17 protein-coding genes and 1 tRNA gene are annotated in these 18,884 nt (G+C 65.6%); 3 read left to right on the top strand and 15 right to left on the bottom strand.

Annotation, left to right across the window (positions count from 1 at the left end):
* Positions 1-74: 74 nt before the first annotated feature.
* Genes ELY13_RS03405 through ccmC form a run of 8 tightly spaced genes read right to left on the bottom strand, consistent with a single transcriptional unit; the run spans position 75 to position 6,926 of the window.
* Positions 75-1,976 (bottom strand): potassium transporter Kup, encoded by a 1,902-nt coding sequence (locus ELY13_RS03405; protein ID WP_126172469.1) that lies wholly within the window; start codon positions 1,974-1,976, stop codon positions 75-77.
* Positions 1,977-2,034: 58 nt separating this feature from the next.
* Entirely contained in the window at positions 2,035-2,709 is a 675-nt protein-coding gene (locus ELY13_RS03400) for a cytochrome C biosynthesis protein (RefSeq protein ID WP_126172468.1), read from the bottom strand.
* Complete coding sequence (locus tag ELY13_RS03395; RefSeq protein ID WP_126172467.1) at positions 2,706-3,107, bottom strand: cytochrome c-type biogenesis protein; 402 nt, start codon at positions 3,105-3,107, stop codon at positions 2,706-2,708. The genes ELY13_RS03400 and ELY13_RS03395 overlap by 4 nt, the downstream gene beginning before the upstream one ends.
* Positions 3,104-3,640, bottom strand: coding sequence for a DsbE family thiol:disulfide interchange protein (locus tag ELY13_RS03390; RefSeq protein WP_126172466.1), 537 nt, complete (start codon positions 3,638-3,640; stop codon positions 3,104-3,106). Before ELY13_RS03390 ends, ELY13_RS03395 begins: the two co-directional genes overlap by 4 nt.
* Positions 3,637-5,583, bottom strand: coding sequence for a heme lyase CcmF/NrfE family subunit (locus tag ELY13_RS03385; RefSeq protein ID WP_126172465.1), 1,947 nt, complete (start codon positions 5,581-5,583; stop codon positions 3,637-3,639). Before ELY13_RS03385 ends, ELY13_RS03390 begins: the two co-directional genes overlap by 4 nt.
* Complete coding sequence (gene ccmE / locus ELY13_RS03380) at positions 5,580-6,041, bottom strand: cytochrome c maturation protein CcmE (protein WP_126172464.1); 462 nt, start codon at positions 6,039-6,041, stop codon at positions 5,580-5,582. The genes ELY13_RS03385 and ccmE overlap by 4 nt, the downstream gene beginning before the upstream one ends.
* A 28-nt stretch (positions 6,042-6,069) precedes the next feature.
* Positions 6,070-6,210, bottom strand: a complete 141-nt coding sequence (ccmD, locus tag ELY13_RS03375) for a heme exporter protein CcmD (RefSeq protein ID WP_126172463.1) — start codon at positions 6,208-6,210, stop codon at positions 6,070-6,072.
* The gene (gene ccmC, locus ELY13_RS03370) at positions 6,207-6,926 is read right to left on the bottom strand and encodes a heme ABC transporter permease CcmC (RefSeq protein WP_126172462.1); all 720 of its coding nucleotides are present in this window, start codon (positions 6,924-6,926) and stop codon (positions 6,207-6,209) included. Before ccmC ends, ccmD begins: the two co-directional genes overlap by 4 nt.
* A gap of 235 nt (positions 6,927-7,161) precedes the next feature.
* Here ccmC and ELY13_RS03365 point away from each other — a divergent pair, with 235 nt between their 5' ends.
* Positions 7,162-7,425, top strand: coding sequence for a hypothetical protein (locus ELY13_RS03365; RefSeq protein ID WP_126172461.1), 264 nt, complete (start codon positions 7,162-7,164; stop codon positions 7,423-7,425).
* 100 nt (positions 7,426-7,525) lie between these two features.
* Here ELY13_RS03365 and ELY13_RS03360 read toward each other — a convergent pair.
* The 7 genes from ELY13_RS03360 to ELY13_RS03330 all read right to left on the bottom strand — a co-directional run bounded on the left by ELY13_RS03360 (position 7,526) and on the right by ELY13_RS03330 (position 14,797).
* Positions 7,526-7,602 (bottom strand) — tRNA-His (locus ELY13_RS03360).
* Between the two features lie 75 nt (positions 7,603-7,677).
* Positions 7,678-8,151 carry an SH3 domain-containing protein gene (locus ELY13_RS03355; RefSeq protein ID WP_126172460.1) on the bottom strand — a complete coding sequence of 158 codons (474 nt, stop codon included), beginning with the start codon at positions 8,149-8,151 and terminating at the stop codon, positions 7,678-7,680.
* A 63-nt stretch (positions 8,152-8,214) separates the two neighbouring features.
* Positions 8,215-9,621, bottom strand: coding sequence for an NAD(P)H-dependent flavin oxidoreductase (locus tag ELY13_RS03350; protein WP_126172459.1), 1,407 nt, complete (start codon positions 9,619-9,621; stop codon positions 8,215-8,217).
* Positions 9,622-9,648: 27 nt separating this feature from the next.
* Positions 9,649-10,383 carry a class I SAM-dependent methyltransferase gene (locus tag ELY13_RS03345; protein ID WP_126172458.1) on the bottom strand — a complete coding sequence of 245 codons (735 nt, stop codon included), beginning with the start codon at positions 10,381-10,383 and terminating at the stop codon, positions 9,649-9,651.
* Positions 10,380-11,507 carry a peptide chain release factor 2 gene (gene prfB, locus ELY13_RS03340; RefSeq protein WP_126172457.1) on the bottom strand — a complete coding sequence of 376 codons (1,128 nt, stop codon included), beginning with the start codon at positions 11,505-11,507 and terminating at the stop codon, positions 10,380-10,382. The genes ELY13_RS03345 and prfB overlap by 4 nt, the downstream gene beginning before the upstream one ends.
* 105 nt (positions 11,508-11,612) lie before the next feature.
* Positions 11,613-12,176, bottom strand: coding sequence for a peroxiredoxin (locus ELY13_RS03335; protein ID WP_126172456.1), 564 nt, complete (start codon positions 12,174-12,176; stop codon positions 11,613-11,615).
* An 83-nt stretch (positions 12,177-12,259) separates the two neighbouring features.
* Positions 12,260-14,797, bottom strand: coding sequence for a penicillin-binding protein 1A (locus ELY13_RS03330; RefSeq protein WP_126172455.1), 2,538 nt, complete (start codon positions 14,795-14,797; stop codon positions 12,260-12,262).
* Between the two features lie 567 nt (positions 14,798-15,364).
* Here ELY13_RS03330 and ELY13_RS03325 point away from each other — a divergent pair.
* Together ELY13_RS03325 and ELY13_RS03320 are read left to right on the top strand one after the other, a co-directional pair.
* Positions 15,365-18,229, top strand: a complete 2,865-nt coding sequence (locus ELY13_RS03325) for a ribonuclease E/G (RefSeq protein WP_126172454.1) — start codon at positions 15,365-15,367, stop codon at positions 18,227-18,229.
* Positions 18,230-18,353: 124 nt separating this feature from the next.
* Entirely contained in the window at positions 18,354-18,869 is a 516-nt protein-coding gene (locus ELY13_RS03320; RefSeq protein WP_241233519.1) for a hypothetical protein, read from the top strand.
* Positions 18,870-18,884 lie beyond the last annotated feature (15 nt).

The following is an 18,884-nucleotide window of genomic DNA, read 5'->3' as shown; positions in this document are numbered from 1 at the left end:
CCTTTCCAAGGGCAGCGCCTCGGTTGTTGCAGTTCTAGGGGTGAGGAGCCAGCGCTGCGCCCGCAGGCGTACCCTCAGATCTCCACTTGGCTGCCGAGTTCCACCACGCGATTGGTCGGCAGGCGGAAGAATTCCATCGGCGTGGCGGAATTACGCATCATCCAGGCGAACAGCCGCTCCCGCCAGAGCGCCATGCCCGGCTTACGCGCGCTGAGCAGGGTCTGGCGCGAAAGGAAGAAGCTGGTCTGCGTCAGGTCGAACGGCTCCCCGCACATGTGAATCCGGCTCAGCGCCGCCGGGATGTCGGTTTCCTCCATGAACCCGTAATGCAGCACCACGCGGTAGAAGCCTTCGCCCATTTCGCGCACTTCGGCGCGGTCCTGGTCCTCCACGTACGGCATGTCGGCCACGGCAACGGTCAGCACGACGACGCGTTCGTGCAGCACCTTGTTGTGCTTGATGTTGTGGAGCAGCGCCGAAGGCGTGCCGGTCATGCCGGAATTCATGAAGATGGCAGTGCCCGGCACCCGCGCCGCACTGTTGCGCGCGGACTTGGCGAAGATGTCCAGCGGCAGCGAGACTTCACCCATGCGCGCGCGAAGCAGCTTGCGGCCCTTGGCCCAGGTGGTCAGCAGGGTGAAGGCAATGCCGCCGATCAGCAGCGGAAACCAGCCGCCGTCCGGCACCTTGGTAAAGTTAGCCGCAAAGTAGGCGCCGTTGACGATGAAGAACACCAGCATCACCGGCACCGCCACCACCCATTTCCACTTCCAAACCGCCGTCAGCAGCACTGCCATCAGGCACGTGTCGATCAGCATCGCCCCGGTCACCGCGATGCCGTAGGCCGAAGCGAGGTTGGACGAATTGCGGAAGAACAGCACCAGCAGGATCACCGCGACCATCAGCGCCCAGTTGATGAACGGGATGTAGATCTGCCCGTGGTGCTCATCGCTGGTGTGCAGGATCGAAAGCCGGGGAATGAAACCGAGCTGGATCGCTTGCTGGGTGACGGAGAACGCACCGGAGATAACCGCCTGACTGGCGATGAAGGTCGCGGCTGTCGCAAGCAGCACCAGCGGCAGGCGCAAGCTGTCAGGCGCCATGATGAAGAAGGGATTGCGGATCGCCTCCGCCGCGGCGGCATCCTCCATCCCGATGATCATCGCGCCCTGCCCGAAGTAGTTGAGCAGCAGGCATGGCCAGACGAAACCGAACCAGGAAAGCCGCATCGGCCCCCGCCCGAAATGCCCCATGTCGGAATAAAGCGCTTCCGATCCCGTCACCGCCAGCACCACCGAGCCGAGCGCCAGAAACGCCAGCATCTTGTCGGTCTGAAAGAACTGCACCGCGTACCAAGGGTTCAGCGCCATCAGGATCTGCGGCACTTGCACCACATGGATGATGCCGAGGATGGCGATGGTGATGAAGTAGACGATCATCACCGGCGCGAACAGTGCGCCGACTTTCGTGGTCCCGCGTTTCTGCAGGAAAAACAACGCGATCAGCACCACGACCGCCAACGGCACGACAAAGCGGGACAACCCGGCCTGCACCACCGTCAGCCCCTCAAGCGCAGAGAGCACCGAAATCGCCGGGGTGATCATGCTGTCGCCATAGAACAGCGCTGTCGCCATAACCCCTAGCAGCACGGTCACCCAGCCGTACTTCGACCGCCCGATGAAGCGGGAAATCAGCGCTACCAGTGCCAGCGTGCCGCCCTCCCCCTTGTTGTCGGCCCGCATCAGGATGGAGATGTACTGCAGCGAGACCACTACGGTCATCGACCAGAAGATCAGGCTGACCACACCCATGATGTGCAGGTCGTCGATCGCCAGCGGATGCGGACCGACAAAGGTCTCGCGAAACGCGTAAAGCGGGCTGGTGCCGATATCCCCGAAAACGATCCCGATCGCACCGACCGCGAGTTTCAGCTGGGGGGACCGGGAACGGGAATCGTTCGTTACGGCATCACTCATCGGGATTAAAAGCCCCTGTAGCGTTCAAAGAGCGCGGAAAAGCCGCGTTAGCAGCGGCTCAACGAGCCCGCAATCCGCCGGTGGCCGGGTTGTCCCCACTCTGTTCCGCGATTCGGCGAAGCAGCTCGTCAAGCGTGGCAAGCCGGACCTGCAGCTCGTCCCGCGCCGGGGCATCTTGCGGAGCGGCGGCCAGCGCTGCGGCCCAGGCCTGCCGCGCTTCGAGCACCCGGCCTTTCCGAAGCAAGCCCACCCCGATGAAGAACCCGGGTGCAAGGTTACCGGGGTCGGCCTGCGCCGCCTGGCGGTAGGCATAGAGCGCAGCGGGAGTGAGTGATCCTTCGGCGTTTTCCACCAGCGCGTTGCCGAGCGCGACCCAGGCATCGACATCGCGCGGATTCTCCTGAGCCGCCGCGCCCGCGAGGGCAGCGGCAGTGGCGAAACGGCCGTTCCGCACCATCGCATCGGCGGTCACCAGCTTGGGATTCTGGGAGCGCTGGTCCTCTCCGATGAACATCTGCCGTGCCTCTACCAGGGCCCAGCCGCCGCCTTCGACTTCGGTTGGAGGCGGAACGGGTGCCCCGGGCAGCCCCGGACGCGCCTGAAACGCAAACCCCGCCAGGCCAAGCGCGAGCGCGGCCAGCACGCTGCTCCACAGTATCCGGGGCACCCGGAAAACGAATGCCACCACTGCAAAGCACAGCAGCGCCAGCCCGATTGCAACCAGCCAGCTCATGCCCGCTTCCCCAGCCGGCGCCACACGATCAGTCCAGCGAGCAGCAACAGCAGCACGGGAATGGCAAACAGCGGCCATGTCGCCGCGCTGACTTGCGGAGCGTAGCTGATGTAGTCGCCATAGCGTTCGACCAGCCAGGCGCGGATCGCCTCCGGCTGCTCCCCCGCGGCAATGCGGGTGCGCACTTCGTGCCGCATGTCGCCCGCCATCGGCGCATCGCTGTCGACGATCGACTGGCTCTGGCACGTCAGGCAGCGCAACGTCTGCATCAGCGCCTGAGCCTGCGCCTCCTGCTGCGGGTCAGCAAGCTGCTGATAGGCATAAGGCGCCGGCGGCAGGGAGTCCTGCGCAGCGAGGGGCACCGCCAGCAGCAGCGCAAGAAATGCAATCAGTCTCACGCCCCTGCCTCGCGCAGTTGTTCCAGCAGGATCGCCACGTCCTTGTCGTGCAGCTCGCCGATGTGCTGGTAGCGAATGATGCCTTGCCCATCGACGACGAAGGTTTCCGGTACCCCGGACGATCCGAGCGCCAGCTGGACCTTCGACACGTCATCCGCGCCGATCCGGCTGAAGGGATCGCCATAGCGGTCGAGGAAGGCGGAAACGTCTTCCGGCCGATCGCGGATCGCGATTGCGACAATATCCGCCCCCTGCTGCTCCAGCGCGGCTAGCTGCGGCGCTTCGGCCGCGCACGGGACGCACCAGCTGGCGAATACGTTGAGCAGCTTCGGCTGGCCGTCGCGCAGATCCGCGGTGCTAAGCCCCGGGTGGGTCCCGACCGCAGGCTTCAGCGCGAATTCGGGCACCGGTTTGCCGATCAGCGCGCTGCGGACCAGATCGTCCTTCGGCCGCGACAACTGCAGGGCGAACAACGCGAACACCGCCGCGAACAGGATCACCAGACCCCACAGGAACAAGCGGACGCTTCTCATGCCATCGCATCCACATGCCGGGCGGCAATCTTCCGGCGCGCGAACCGCCGCCGCAAATCGCCCGTCACCCGGCCAATCAGCGCCAGCACGCCGCCCAATGCAATCAGCAGGCCGCCGTACCAGATGAACGTGACGAACGGCTTCCACCACACGCGCAACTGCCAGCGGCCGTCTTCCGCTTCTTCCCCAAGCACGGCGTAAAGCTGGCCATTCCAGCGTGTCAGCAGGGCGGATTCATTCGTCTCCTGCGCCGGAGCCCAGAAGCTGCGTGCCTGCGGGGTCAGTTCGTACACCGCCCCCCCCTGGTACTGCGCCAACAGGCGTCCTTCGATTGCCGTCCAGTTCGGGCCGGCGACAGGGCGGACGGAATCCAGTCGGACCTGCCAAGGGCCAACTTCCGTCGCTTGCCCCACGCCCGCCGCGATCAGCCGCTCCTGCGTGAAGGCGCTGTCCGCCGCCATTCCGAACAAGGCGACCGCGATCCCGAAATGGGAAATCGCCATGCCCCACACCGGCAGCGGCAGGCGGCGAAGGGAGCGCCCACGCAGCGGCATGAAACTGGCAACCGCGATTCCCGCGGCCAGCGCGATCCCCAGCATTGGCAATAAGCCGATCCCGTAGAAAAACGCGACAGCCGCCAGCACGGCCACCAGTACGATCCCGATCAGGATCACCGGCCCGCGCACCCGCTCAAACCGGTCACGCCGCCAGCGCAGCAGCGGGCCGACCGTGAGGACCAGCAACATCGGGATCGCGAACACCGCGCTTACCGGATTGAAGTACGGCGGTCCGACCGAAACCCGGAAGCCCAGCGCCTCGGTTACCAGCGGGTAAAGCGTGCCCAGCAGCACGATCCCGAGGATCGCCGACAGCGCGACGTTGTTCACCACCAGCGCGCCTTCGCGGCTCATCAGCGCAAACCGCTCCCCTTCCGCGACCGTCCCCGCCCGCACCGCGAACAGCGCCAGCGCGCCCCCGATGTAGATCGCCAGCAGCGCCAGGATGAAAGTCCCCCGCTCCGGGTCCACCGCGAAAGCGTGCACGCTGGTCAGGATGCCCGAGCGGACAAGGAACGTACCGACCATCGACATGGAGAACGCGATGACCCCCAGCACGATCGTCCAGGCGCGCAGCGCGTCGCGCGAAGCTAGCACGCTGGCCGAATGAAGCAGCGCGGTTCCGGCAAGCCACGGCATCAGCGAAGCGTTCTCCACCGGGTCCCAGAACCACCAGCCGCCCCAGCCGAGTTCGTAATAAGCCCAGTAACTGCCGGCCGTGATCCCGATGGTCAGGAATATCCACGCCCCCAGCACCCACGGACGCATCACGCGGGCAAACTCCGGCGTCACCTGCCGGGTCAGCAGCGCGCCGACCGCGAAGCTGAACGCAACCGACAAACCGACATAGCCAAGGTACAGCGTCGGCGGATGGAACGCGAGACCGACGTCCTGCAGCAGCGGGTTCAGGCCCATTCCCTGCGCGGGCGCGGGATCGAGCCGTTCGAACGGGTTGGAACTGAACAGCAGGAAGGCATAGAACCCGAGGCCGACGAAGGCTTGCGCCCCCAGGGTCGCAAGAATCGTGGGCTCCGGCAGTCGCCGTTCGACCAGCGCGATCAGCCCGCCGGCCACCGCCATGATCGACACCCACATCAGCATCGATCCTTCGTGGTTCCCCCAGGCGCCTGCCAGCTTGAAGATCAGCGGCTTGGCCGAATGCGAGTTCTGCGCCACCAGCGCGACCGACAAATCCGACCAGACGAACGCCAGCAGCAGCGCAGCAAACGCCGCGATGCACAGCGCCCCCTGCACCACCGCCACCGGACGGACGACCCCGGCCAGCGCCTGCCCTTCGCCGCGCAGCGCGGCGAACCCGGCAAGGCACTGCAGCGCGGCGAGCGCCGCGGCCAGCCACAAGGCGGCAAGACCGAAATTGGCGATCACTGGAAGGTTTCCGCCACGGTCTGCTTCGCCTGCGCGGCGGTCATGTCCTCAAGTTCGCGGGGAACGTAGCTTTCATCGTGCTTGGCCAGCAGGTTATCCGCCCGGAAGGTGCCGTCCGGCTGCAGGTGCCCTTCGGCGACCACGCCCGATCCTTCCTGGAACAAGTCCGGCACGATGCCGGAATACGTCACCGGCACCACTGCCTCGCCGTCGCTGACGGCAAAGCGGATCGTCACGCCGTCCGCCTGGGTTTTCAGCGATCCTTCCGCAACCATCCCGCCAAGCCGCACGGCGCGCCCCGGTGCCGGCGGATCGGCTGCGAACTGGACCGGCACATAAAACAGGCTTGCCTGATTGCGCAGCGCCCAGGCCGCAAGCAGCCCCGCCGCGATCAAGGCCGCAAACGCGAGAAGAATCAGCACCAGCCGCTGGTGCTTGGGTTTGAATGCCGTGGCCATCAGTGCCTCTCAAGAACCAGGGTGGACTTCACCGCCGCCGCGCCTCTTCGCGCCGCTTCTCCGCCCGGCGCATGGCCAGCCAGCTCCACACGACGAGCAGCAGGGTCCCGAGCACCGTCACCGCATAAGCCGCGATCACGAACGGCCATTGGTCGAGCGATTCCCTCATGCGCCGAGCGCCTTGCGCCGCAAGCGCGCTTCGGCCTGAACATCCGCCAGCAGCGCCCGCATCCGGGCCAGCACCACCCCGCCGAAGATCAGGCTGAACCCCAGCGTGGAAATCAGCAGCGGCCACAGGAATGCCGGTGCCATGGCGGACTGTCCGACAGAAAGGCTGGGCGGCTGGTGGATCGAGTACCACCAGATCACCGAATAATGGATGATCGGAATGTTGATCGCGCCGATGAGGCCGAAAATTGCCGGAACCCGACTCGACGCCCCTTCGCGCGCAGTAGCCTGCGCCAGCACGATATAGCCGATATACAGGAACAGCAGCACCAGCATGCTTGTCAGCCGGCCGTCCCATATCCACCAGGTTCCCCAGGCGGGCCGGCCCCAGATCGATCCGGTCAGCAGGCAGAGCGCGGTGAACACAGCCCCGGGAACTGCGGCGGCGCGCCCGGCGATCGTCGCCAGGGGATGACGCCAGACCAGTTCTACAAAGCTGGCGATCGCGATGGTGGTCCACCCGCCCATGCCCAGCCAGGCGGTCGGCACGTGAACCGGCAGGATGCGCACCGTCTCGCCCTGCAACCGTTCTGCGGGAAGGACCGTCAGCGTCCAGATCAGCGCACCCGCGGTCACCAGCAGCCCGGACGCAAGCAACCAGGGAGTGAGCCAGCGGGCGATCCGCAGGAAGCGGGTAGGGTTGGCAAAGCCGTGCATGATCGATGAGCTATTCGCGAGCGCCGCTTTGACAGGTGCTGAACCGAGGGGCAAGCGCGCTTTCGATTGCGCACCCGGCCTCAGGGCCTGAGACCTCTTTTTCCCCGAGGTTCGCGTTAAGCCAGCCAAACTTGCGTGAAGCGCAGCAAGGGCGGGATAAAGCGTGAACGCCACTGATCCATGTTATGGCAAATGACACAAGTTCCTGTTCTTATGTGTTCAGGAGAGAGAGATCATGGCCGCCCCTACCGATGAAGGAAAACACAAGTACCTTCTGCTGATCGAAGAGAACGGCACCGGGCGCGAACACGTCCTGCCTCTCAAGGCCCGGAACGCCGGATCCGCCCTTCTGATGGCCCAGAAAACTCTGCTCAAGGCCCAGGAAACCCCGATCAACAGCCCGATGCGTCTGTACGAGGACACAAAGTGCCTCGGCCGGATGCAGCTTTCGCGGGGTGTCTGGATGCTGCTGCCCTCCGGGGAAACCGATCCCGAATAAGGGAGTGCCCGGCCGACCCTAGGGCGAGACGGGACAGCCGCAGGGAACAGCGCCACTACGGCGCCGCTCGCGATCCAGGGAAATCCGACACAGAGGAAAATGGGGCGATCGACGGGATCCGAACCCGCGACCTCCGGTACCACAAACCGGCGCTCTAACCAACTGAGCTACGATCGCCACATGCCTTCGCGCACAGCAGCGCGGGCCGGGTGCCTGTTGCACGGCAAGGCCCCGTTTGCCAAGTGAAAACTGCTACGGATCGCCCGCGCCCCAAAGGCGCCGCTGCTCGACCCAGCCCGTGCGGCCGTCCACGTCGATTTCGCACCAACCAGCCTCGCATTCGCCGAGCTGGCCAACGACTCCAGGCTCCGCATTCCAGCGCAGCGGGGCCGCAGCGCCGGGCGCTCCGCGGATCGGTGCCAGACCCTCGCCAACCACAAGGGCTGTACGATCGGGGCTGAGCAGGCGGGCGACCATCCAGCCCTTCTCCCCTTCCGGATCTTCCACCAGCCGCCAGCCTTCCATCAGGCGAACGACTTTCACCGGCAAGCCTTCCCGCTGATAGACCCAGGCGATCGGGAAGTCTTCGCTCGGCCCGACACGCATGTTCACTTCCTCGGCGCGCAAGGACGCCCAGTAAGGCACCTCCCGCTCCTGCGCCGCAGCCGGAGCGGCGACCAGCAACAGGATAGCGGAGAGCAGCAGAGATCGACCCCTGCCTCGCATCCCGAGTCCTCTACCTTGCCGCATCACCAACCCCGTGCGCACTGCGCGCGCCTCAAGCCGACTTTAGTCACCCGTCAGGATACGGTCGACCAACTGCTTCACCGTGGGCGTGAAGTTGTTCGAATAGAACGGGTCCTGCTTGAAGCGATAAGCCGCATGGCCCGCAAACATCAGGTTGTTGTCCACCGGTCCGCCGTGGGCAATGTCCTGCAACGTCTTCTGGATGCAGAAACTGCGCGGATCGGCCAGACGTCCGGTGGTGTAGTCGTCATGATCCTTCCAGGAAGAGAAGCCGCAGTGCGACAGACAGCCCATGCAGGCGGCCTGGTCTTCGCGGATCTCGTTCCGCTCTTCCGGCGCGACGAACACCACGGTGTCGTCCGGCGTCTTCAGCGGATCGGTGAACCCTTGCCCGTGCCACCCGCGCGCACGCTCCAGGTCGGCGGGCGTGACCCAGAAGTTCTTGCCCTTGACCCCGATATCCAGCTGAACCGTGTGCTCGCCCGCCTGAACCCGCGAGTACGGGATTTGGCGGAGAGAGCGCGCCTCCAGGCTGCGCAGGAAGGGAGTCCGCACCGCCGAACTGTAAAATCCGGTGGGGGAGAACCGATGCAGCAGCACGTCTCCCGGTTCCAGTGTCCGCAGCCTGTCCTTCCATTCGTCGGGAATCGGGCTTTCTTCCGTCAGCAGCGGCCGCGTACCGTACTGGAACGCGATGGAGCCAAGCTCCGGGTTGCCGATCCAGTCTTCCCACTCGCGCAAGTACCACACGCCGCCAGCCATGATGATCGGCACGTCGTCGGAAATCCCTTCGGCCCGCATCGTATCGCGCAGCGCCTTGACGCGCGGGAACGGAGGCTCCGGCTTCAGCGGGTCTTCCGCGTTCGACAGGCCGTTGTGCCCGCCCGCAAGCCACGGGTCCTCATAGACCACCGCCGCCAGCAAGTGGGGAACTTTGCTGTAGGAACGCTTCCACAGCGCGCGAAACGCGCGGCCGGAGCTGATGATCGGCAGGTAATTGACGTTGTAGCGCGCGGCGATTTCCGCCAGCTTGTACGGCATGCCCGCGCCGCAGGTGACCCCGGTGACCAGCCCCGGGGTCTGTTCCAGCACGCCTTCCAGCACGGCCTGCGCGCCGCCCATTTCCCACAGGACGTTGATGTTGATCGCGCCATTGCCGCCTGCGACATCATGCGCGCGGCGTACCTGCTCCACCGCTCCGTCGATTGCGTAGCGGATTAGCTGCTCGTGCCGCTCCTTGCGCGTGAGCTGATCATAGACTTGCGGCACGATCTTGCCTTCGGCGTCGTAACTGTCCGCGTTCACCGCGCTGACCGTGCCGATTCCCCCGGCTGCCGCCCAGGCGCCGGAGCTCATGTGATTAGTCGCGGATACGCCCTTGCCGCCTTCGATCAGCGGCCAGACTTCGCGTCCGCCGTAAACAATCGGTTGCAGTCCCTTAAAAGTCATCTGGCACCTCTGCTGCGCCGAGCCCATTCAGGCTGACGGCTGTTCTTCGCCGCCCTTGCACGGTTCGATCTCCGACGGCTCCGGACGCATTCCCTCTGGCTCGAAAGCCGCATAGTATCCGCCGAGTTCCGGCTTACGGACAAATTCCGCCAGGCGGAACCCCACTCGGCGGAATTCGCAAAACAGCAACTGGGGCGGCAGGCCGTGCTGGTCTGACGCGCGGTCGGTGTCGACCACGATCACGCGCCCCCCGTCGTCAAGCGCCGGATGCAGGCGCCACAGGAAGGCATAAGGTTCCGCCACTTCATGGTACATGTGAACCAGGAAAATGCGGTCGAAGCTGCTTTGCGGCAGCCGGGGATCGTCCTCCGCTCCCAGCTTGATCGAGACATTGTCCAGCCGCTCACGCTCCACGCGGTCGCCCAGCCGCTTCAGCGCCTCCGGATCGATATCCTGCGCCAGCACCCGGCCTTCTGCTCCGACCCGCTCCGCCAGCCGCACGGTGTAGTACCCCTCGCCCGCACCGATATCGGCCACGGTCATCCCCGGCGCGATCCGCGCCAGATCCATCACCGTTTTCGCTTCGCGCACGGCCTCGCGCGCCGGCTCATCGGAGAAGCCGTTGCCCCCCAGGCTGCTGACCGGCCGTTCCGCACGCGGAAATTCACCGGCCGACGGGGCCCGTTCCCCGGAGCCGGAAAGGTCGCTGCAGCCGGACAAGGCGAGTAGCAGCGCCAGCCAGGGCGCGGCGCGGCGTGTCAATCCACGTCCTCCACTTCCACCGCCTCCCCGGTCACCCGCTGGGCAAGCGCGGCGGCGATGAAGCTGTCGATCTCCCCGTCCAGCACATCGCCCGGGGCAGTGGACGTGGTGCCGGTGCGCAAGTCCTTCACCAACTGGTACGGCTGCAGGACGTAGGAACGGATCTGGTGGCCCCAGCCGATGTCGGTCTTGGCCGCGTGCTCCGCGCTCGCCGCTTCTTCCCGCTTGCGCATCTCTTCTTCGAACAATCGCGCCTTCAGCATGTTCATCGCGATTTCGCGGTTCTTGTGCTGCGACCGGTCGATCTGGCTGGCAACCACGATCCCGCTCGGCTGGTGGGTGATGCGCACCGCGGAATCGGTGGTGTTGACGTGCTGCCCGCCCGCGCCGCTCGCGCGGTAGGTGTCGATCTTCAGGTCGGCGGGATTCACCTCGATGTCGATGTTGTCGTCGATGACCGGGTAGACCCAGACGGAACTGAACGAGGTGTGCCGCCGGGCGGAACTGTCATAGGGGCTGATCCGCACCAGCCGATGCACGCCGCTTTCCGTCTTGGCATAACCATAGGCGTTCTCGCCCTTGATCAGCAGGGTGGCGGACTTGATGCCCGCCTGGTCGCCCGAATGGTAATCGACCAGTTCCACCTTGAAACCGCGCCGTTCGGCCCAGCGGCTGTACATCCGCTGCAGCATCTCGGCCCAATCCTGGCTTTCGGTGCCCCCGGCCCCGGCGTGGACTTCAAGGTAGGCATCGTTGGGATCGGCTTCGCCGCCCAGCAGCGCCTGCACCTTGTCGGCGTCCGCTCGGGCCGCCAGCCGCTGGAGGCTGGCAAGGCCTTCGCTGACGATCTCGTCAGCACCTTCGGCTTCGCCCAGTTCGATAAACTCGATCGCATCGTTCTTTTCGGCGGTGATTTCGTTGACCGTGCCGATGGCGGATTCGAGGCGGCGCCGCTCCCGCATCACGCTTTCGGCTTCCTTGGGATCGTCCCACAACTTGGGATCTTCCACCCGCGCGTTCAGCTCATCCAGCCGGCGCACGGCGCGATCCCAGTCGAGCGAGCGGCGCACCAGCGCCAGTGCCGCCTCGATACGATCGATATGGGCCTGCCCTTCGGCACGCATCAGACAAATCTCCAGCTATTCGCCATCCGCTTAGCGGAGGCGTTCACGATGGGAAAGTGGGGGCGGCCAAGCCGTTCCGAAAGACCGGAACGGCGCAAAGGGCGGTCAGCCCCCCTTGCGCGCTGGCCGAACGTCCATGGCCCGGACGGCCGCCAGCGTGCGCTGCACGTGCTCCCGCCAGTCAAGGTCCGAATGGACCATCGCGATTCTCCCGTCGGGCGCGATGACATAGGACGTGCGGTCCGAAAGACCGGTGTCCTTGCCGTCCCTGGAGAACGCCACGTCATAGGCCTTGATGGTGGCGGGAGTGGCCGATGCCACGGCAAAGGCATCGCGGCACGCCTCCGTGGAGAACCGCTGCAGCGTCGGCAGATCGTCGGCCGACAAGCCGATTACCTGTGCGCCCGCGGCGCGAAAATCAGGCGCGGCCTCGGCAAAGGCATGCGCTTCGGCCGTGCACCCTTGCGTAAAGGCCTTGGGAAAGAAGTAGAGCACGACCGGCCCCTGCTTCAGCGCCTGGCTCAGGTCGAAGCGGAACGCCTTGCCTGCCAAAGCCCCTTGGGTGACGACTTCCGGTGCCTTCGCGCCGCGATTCAGCGCAGCTTGGGCGGGAAGCGCCGTTGCGAGGGCAGCCAGCGACGCGGCAGCGGCGATCAGGGTCTTTTTCATGGCGCAAGGATGAACCCCGCCCCCGCCGATGTCCAACGATTTTCACCGCGGGACAATCGGCGGCAGGGCCAGCAGTCAGGGCGTCAATAGATGCCGCCCTGCTCCTGGATGAAGTCCGTCGGCTCGCTCCGCTGGGTCGCGGCACTCCGCTGCTGTTGCCGCTGCACCTCGCGAGGACCTTCCTCCTGACGGCGCAGTGCAGTCAGGATAAGCTCACGCAGTCCGCTGGTCTCATTCGGACGTACCGTACGCTTGGGCTCAGTGTCGGGCTTGAAGGCTTCCCAGATAACCGGCGCCAAGGGATCTCGGGTCGGATCGCGATCGAATACCCTGCGGCCGGATCGCCGGTCCACCCGGACCATTCGGACGCCCGCAGGGGCCAGAAACGGCTTGTTCGACCATTTGTCCCGCGTCGCCTCGACGAACTGCTTGAACACCGGCGCCGCGATCCGCCCGCCCTGTGCCCAGCCGCCCAGGTTCCGCGGCTGGTCATAGCCGATGTAAACCCCGCCGACGATGTCCGGCGTGCCGCCGACGAACCAGACGTTGGTCGGTCCGTTGGTGGTCCCGGTCTTGCCGGCCAGCGGCAGCCCAAGATCGCGCAGCCGCACCGCGGTACCGCGCTGGACGACGCCTTCCATCATGTGGACCACCTGATAGGCCGTGCGCGGATCGAGCACCTGCCGCCCCTGTTCCGGAAGCCGGGGCATTGGCTGGCCGTTCCACTCGGCCATGTTGCACTGAGCGCACTCGCGCTTGTCCGCCCGCCAGATTACCTTGCCGCGGCGATCCTGCACGAAGTCGATGGTGGTCGGCCGGTGCTGCAACCCGTTGTTGAACAAGGCGCCATAGGCCCCGACCATGTTGACCACGGTGGTGTCGCCCGCACCCAGCGCAATCGAGGGATACGGTTCGTAGTCGCCGATGCCGACGCGCTCAATCGTGCGGACCACCTTGTCCATACCGGCGCCCATCGCGATGTGCATCGTCATCAGGTTGCGGGACTGCTCCAGCCCCCAGCGCATCGTGTGGCTGCCGCCGCCCTGCCCGCCGAAGTTGCGAAAGCACTTCTGCCCCAGGCCCACGCCCTGGTACACGCAATAGGTCGTGTCAGGTACCATCGTCGAAGGAGTCATGCCCCAGTCGAGCGCCGTCGCATACACAAACGGCTTGATCGTGGAGCCGGGCTGGCGCTGCGCCTGCGTGGCGCGGTTGAACGAGCCCAGCCGGGAATCGAACCCGCCCTGCATCGCGTAGATGCGGCCGGTATTCGGGTCCATCACCAGGAACCCGCCGGACACTTCAGGCACGGCGCGGATCGCCCAGCTGTCGCCGTCGGGGGCAGCGGCGGTCACGTCGCCCACCTTGATGGCCTCGGGAAGATTGGTCAGCGGCGCCTCGGTACCATCGGAAAAGCCGATTTGCGCAGAGTCGCCGCTGCGCTCGGTCACCACACCGACGCGCCAGTTCTTGTAGTTGATGCCGATGTTGGCACTCGCCAGCTGGCTGGTCAGCTTGCCGTTATCCGGATTGATCGTCGCAATCGCCCCAGCCCAGCCCTTGTTGCCATGGAAATCCAGCAGCGCCGCGCGCAGCGAATCGCGCGCCGCATCCTGCATCTCGGTGTCGAGCGAGGTGCGGACCCACAGCCCGCCGGCATATACGCTGTGGGGCCCGTCTTCGGCCTGCTCCCCGTAGCGATCGATCAGGTCGCGGCGCACTTCCTCGAGGAAGTAGCCGGCATCGGCCGATTCCAGATCCGGGCGCTGCTCCACCAGGCCAAGCGGCTGCGCCTTGGCGGCGGCGACTTCCGCGTCGCTTGCCCAGTCGTTCCGGGCCATCTGGTCCAGCACCCAGTTGCGGCGCACCAGCGCCTGCTCGCGATACTTGACGCGGCCGTACTGTTCCGGCGCCTTGGGCAGAATGGCAAGGAACGCTGCCTCGTGCAGCTCCAGATCGTCGATGTCCTTGTCGAAATAGGCGCGCGAGGCGGCCTGCACGCCAAAGCTGCGCCGGCCGAGCGGAATCTGGTTGAGGTAGAGCGTGAGGATGTCCTCCTTGCCCAAAACCCCCTCAATCCGGCTGGCCAGCACCATTTCCTTCAGCTTCCGGGAAACCGAGTACTCGTTGCCGAGCAGGATGTTCTTGGCCACCTGCTGCGTGATCGTGGAGCCGCCCTTGGCCCGTTCTCCGGAGCCGATCTTGCTCGCATAGTCGACCACCGCGCCGAACAGGCCGGTGAAGTCGATGCCGCCGTGCGTCCAGAAAGTCCTGTCCTCGGCTGCGAGGAAGGCATTGATCACCGGATGCGGAAAATCCTGGTACTGCAGCTGCACCCGCCGGTCCCGTGCGAAGGAATGGACGATCTCGCCCTCCACGCCGCGCACGTTTGTCGGCAGCGGCGGTTCGTAGACCAGCAGGGTCTTTGCGTCCGGCAACGTGCGGGCGAGCACGGTCCAGCCGATCAGCAAGGCGGCCAGCCCGATCCCGAACAGGATTGCCCCCCAGCGGAACCAGAATCGGCGGCTCCAGCTATCCCGGAGCCAGGTCATCGCGTTGCCGGAGTCGCGGCGGAGGCGGTAGCGGAAATATCCGCCGGCGCTTGCAGGTGTATCAGCCATGGTGGCCGGGCCATAGCACGACGATTCTGACTCGCGCCAGAACAATGACTTGCCCGCGCTGAAACAAGGACTTGCAGCCGGCTGCCAACACAGCGCGAAACTCTGGCAGGGACCGCTGCGGACTGCCCGATGCTGCAACAGAATGGTTGCAGGATGTTAAATTCACCATCCGCGCAATAAGGTTGCTCGCCATTTGGGCCGATGCTACCTAGATGAACGGTGGACGGTTCCGTCCATTCAGAATGGCGGAAGGCTGAACGGCCCGCCGCAGTCCACAGGTTGATGCCTCGATGAAAAGCACGCGTTCGTCCCCTCTGCCGCAGCACGCAAGCTGCGTCGCCCGGGGGACCGACCGCTGCGCGCAGACTGCAACCCTGCGCCTTTTCCTTGCGGCAGACACGTCCCGCGTTGCCGGCCAGCGTTCGCTTGCCGGCCCATACCTCCCCTTCGGCCGCTTTGGGACGCACCGCGTTCCCCGCGCCGGAATCCACACATACAGGCGCGCCGCTGCGCTTTGCCCGGGCCGTTCAGGCTCCGCGGCAGGCCGGCGCGCTCGGAGAACACTCAATGGCAACCCGCATGCTGATCGATGCGCGCCACCCGGAAGAAACGCGGGTGGCGGTGCTCAAGGGCAACCGCATTGAAGAATTCGATTTCGAGTCCGCTGACCACAAGCAGATAAAAGGCAACATCTACCTGGCAAAGGTGACGAGGGTGGAACCCTCGCTCCAGGCCGCGTTCGTCGACTTCGGCGGCAACCGCCACGGGTTCCTCGCCTTCAGCGAAATTCATCCCGACTACTACCAGATTCCCAAGGAGGACCGCGAGGCCCTGCTGGCGGAAGAAGCCGCCCACGCCGAAGAGGAAGCCGCCCTGCGCGCGGCCGATGAGGATGAAAACGGCGGCTCCGACAATCACGACGATGATGAGGACGGCGCCGGGCTGGAGGAGATCGACACCTCCGACAAGGACCACGTCGCCACGATCGAGGACGGCCACGTCGAAAACGGCGATGATGCCGACGACGCCGACCGGGGCGACGACGGTGACGACGCTGATGACAACGACGACGCCGATGACAGCGGGGAACGCTCCGAACGCCGCGGCCGCCGCGGTCAGCGCCGCCAGGGCGGGCGCGGCCGGGCCAAGGAAATGGACGAACTGCGCGCCAAGCGCATGGCCCTGCGCCGCCGGTACAAGATCCAGGACGTGATCCAGCGGCGCCAGGTGCTGCTGGTGCAGGTCGTGAAGGAAGAACGCGGCAACAAGGGCGCCGCGCTGACCACGTACCTCAGCCTGGCAGGCCGCTACTGCGTGCTGATGCCTAATTCCAGCCACGGCGGCGGCATTTCGCGCAAGATCAGCTCTGCCAGCGACCGCAAGCGGCTGAAGCAGATCGTTTCGGAACTCAGCCTGCCTCGTTCGATGGGGTGCATCGTGCGCACCGCAGGTCTTTCCCGCACCAAGACCGAGATCAAGCGCGACTTCGATTATCTTGCCCGCTTGTGGGACGAGATCCGGATGAGGACGCTCTCGTCCAGCGCGCCGGCGATCATTCATTCCGACAGCGACCTGATCAAGCGCGCGATCCGCGACATCTACAACCGTGACATCGAGGAAGTCGTGGTTGAAGGGGAGGAAGGCTACCGCTCCGCGCGCGAATTCATGAAGCTGCTGATGCCCAGCCACGCACGGCGGGTGAAAGCCTATTCCGATCCCGTCCCGCTGTTCCAGCGCTACGGCGCGGAAGACCAGCTTTCGGCGATGTACGACCCGGTCGTGCAGCTGAAGTCCGGCGGCTATCTCGTCATCAATCCCACCGAGGCGCTGGTGTCGATCGACATCAACTCCGGCCGTTCCACCAAGGAACTGGGGATCGAGCAGACCGCGGTTGCCACCAACCTGGAAGCCGCGCAGGAAATCGCGCGCCAGCTGCGCCTGCGCGACATGGCCGGCCTGGTGGTCATCGACTTCATCGACATGGAATACGGGTCGAACGTCCGCAAGGTCGAGAAGGCGATGAAGGACGCGCTGAAGAACGACCGCGCCCGCATTCAGGTCGGCCGCATTTCCGGCTTCGGCCTGATGGAAATGAGCCGCCAGCGCCTGCGCACCGGTGTACTTGAGGCGACCACGCGCGAATGTCCGCATTGCGACGGCACCGGCCTCGTGCGCACCGCGTCGAGCGCGGGCTTGTCCGCCCTGCGCCTGATCGAGGATGAATCGGCGAAAGGCAAAGGCAGCATCATTACGCTGTGCGCGTCCACCGAAGCGGCGGTCTACCTGCTGAACCAGAAGCGCGCCGACCTTGTGGAAATCGAGCAGCGCTACGGCGTTTCAGTCGAAGTCCTGCCGGAAGGTGAGCAGGAAGGCGCGAAGATGCGCGTCGCCAGCTCGGGCCCGCGCCCCACTTCGATCCCCAAGTTCGATCCGATCGTGGATGATGACGACTTGTCCGACATCCCGGAAGAGGATGACGAGGACGAGGAGGAAGAGGACACCGGCCGCTCGCGCGAGGAATCGGAAGACAGCGATTCCCGGCGCAAGCGCCGCCGCCGCCGCCGGGGCGGGCGCAACCGCAACAAGCGGCAGGACGACGACGACACGCGTTCGGACGACGAAACGTCCGACGATGCGTCGTCCGACGATGAGCGGGAAGACTCCGCCGCGTCCGGAGCGGATGAAAGCGACGGGGAAACCGCGCCTTCGGAAAGCTCGGCGGAACGGTCCGACGAGGAAGATCGGCCGAAGAAGCGCCGCCGCCGCAGCAGCCGCCGCCGCAAGGACTCTTCCGATGCGGAAGGCGGCGAGCAAGCCGAAAGCGGCAACGCGGACGAGCCCGCCAGCGAAGGCGAAGCCGTGACGGCCAGCGAAGCGGCTGATGAAGTCGCCCAGCCTGCGGCGGAAGCCCCTTCGGCGCCCGAGGAAGCCGTCGCTCCGGCCGAAGAACCCGCTCCAGAAAAGCCGAAGCGCCGTTCCCGCGCCAAGAAAGCCGCCGCCGCTCCGGAAGAAACAGGATCGGAAGCGGGCGAACAGCCGGCAGAAGAAGCAAAGCCGAAGCCGAAGCGTCGCTCCCGCGCCAAGAAGGCGGCCGAACCGGCGCCGGAGCAGGACGGCAGCGCCGACCCGGTGACCGCGAACGATCCCGCCCCGCCTTCCTCGACCCAGGAAGCGGATAACGGACCCGCGGCTGCCGAACGCCAGGGCAGCTCCGATCCGGTGACCGCCGCCGATCCCTCCCCCAGCGGGGCCGAGGATGTCGAAGTCGCCCGGGAAGCCGCTGAATCGCCAATCCCCGAGGAACAGGCGCAAGCTGACACCCCCCGGGAACCGGTAAGCAGCGCCAGCGAGGAACCGACAGGCGACTCGGAAGAGGATGACGAGTCCGGAAGCCCCCGCCGCGGTTGGTGGCAGCGCACCTTCGGCGGCTGAACGCACGAAGCCCCGCGCCGCACCGGCGGCGCGGGGCTTTCCATTGCAGTCCCCTTCCGGCTCACCTCTGCGGAAACTGGCTCCCCAGCTTGCGGGACCGGTCCCGTCCCCGGCGCGTTCGGAGATGATGGACAGGATGCAGGACAGGGCGACCGACCGATCGATGCGACAACTCTATCTGGATTGCGACGGCGTACTCGCCGACTTCGACAAGGGGGCAACGGCGATTCTCGGCTTGCCGCCAAGAGCCTTCGAAAAGCGTCACGGATTAGGCCGGTTCTGGCAAAAGCTGGCGCAGGCGCCGGATTTCTACTTCAGCCTTCCCCTGATGGATGACGCGATGGAACTGTTCGATGCAGTGAAACATCTCGATCCCGTCATCCTCACGGGCCTGCCGCGCGGCAATTGGGCAGCGGACCAGAAGAAGCGCTGGGCCGAAAAGCACTTCCCGGGAACTCCGATCATAACCACCATGGCCCGTGACAAACGCAACCATGCGAAGCCCGGAGACGTGCTGGTCGACGACCAGCTGAAGCACAGCGCCTTGTGGGAAGAAGCCGGCGGCGTCTTCATTCACCACAAAAACGCGCAGCAATCGATCGAGCAGCTGCGGGACTATTTTCCGCTCCAGACCCCCTGACCCCCTCCAGCACCA

Source organism: Altericroceibacterium xinjiangense, assembly GCF_003958635.1.
Taxonomy (GTDB): domain Bacteria; phylum Pseudomonadota; class Alphaproteobacteria; order Sphingomonadales; family Sphingomonadaceae; genus Altericroceibacterium_A; species Altericroceibacterium_A xinjiangense.
This window is presented reverse-complemented; position numbering and strand designations above follow the sequence as displayed.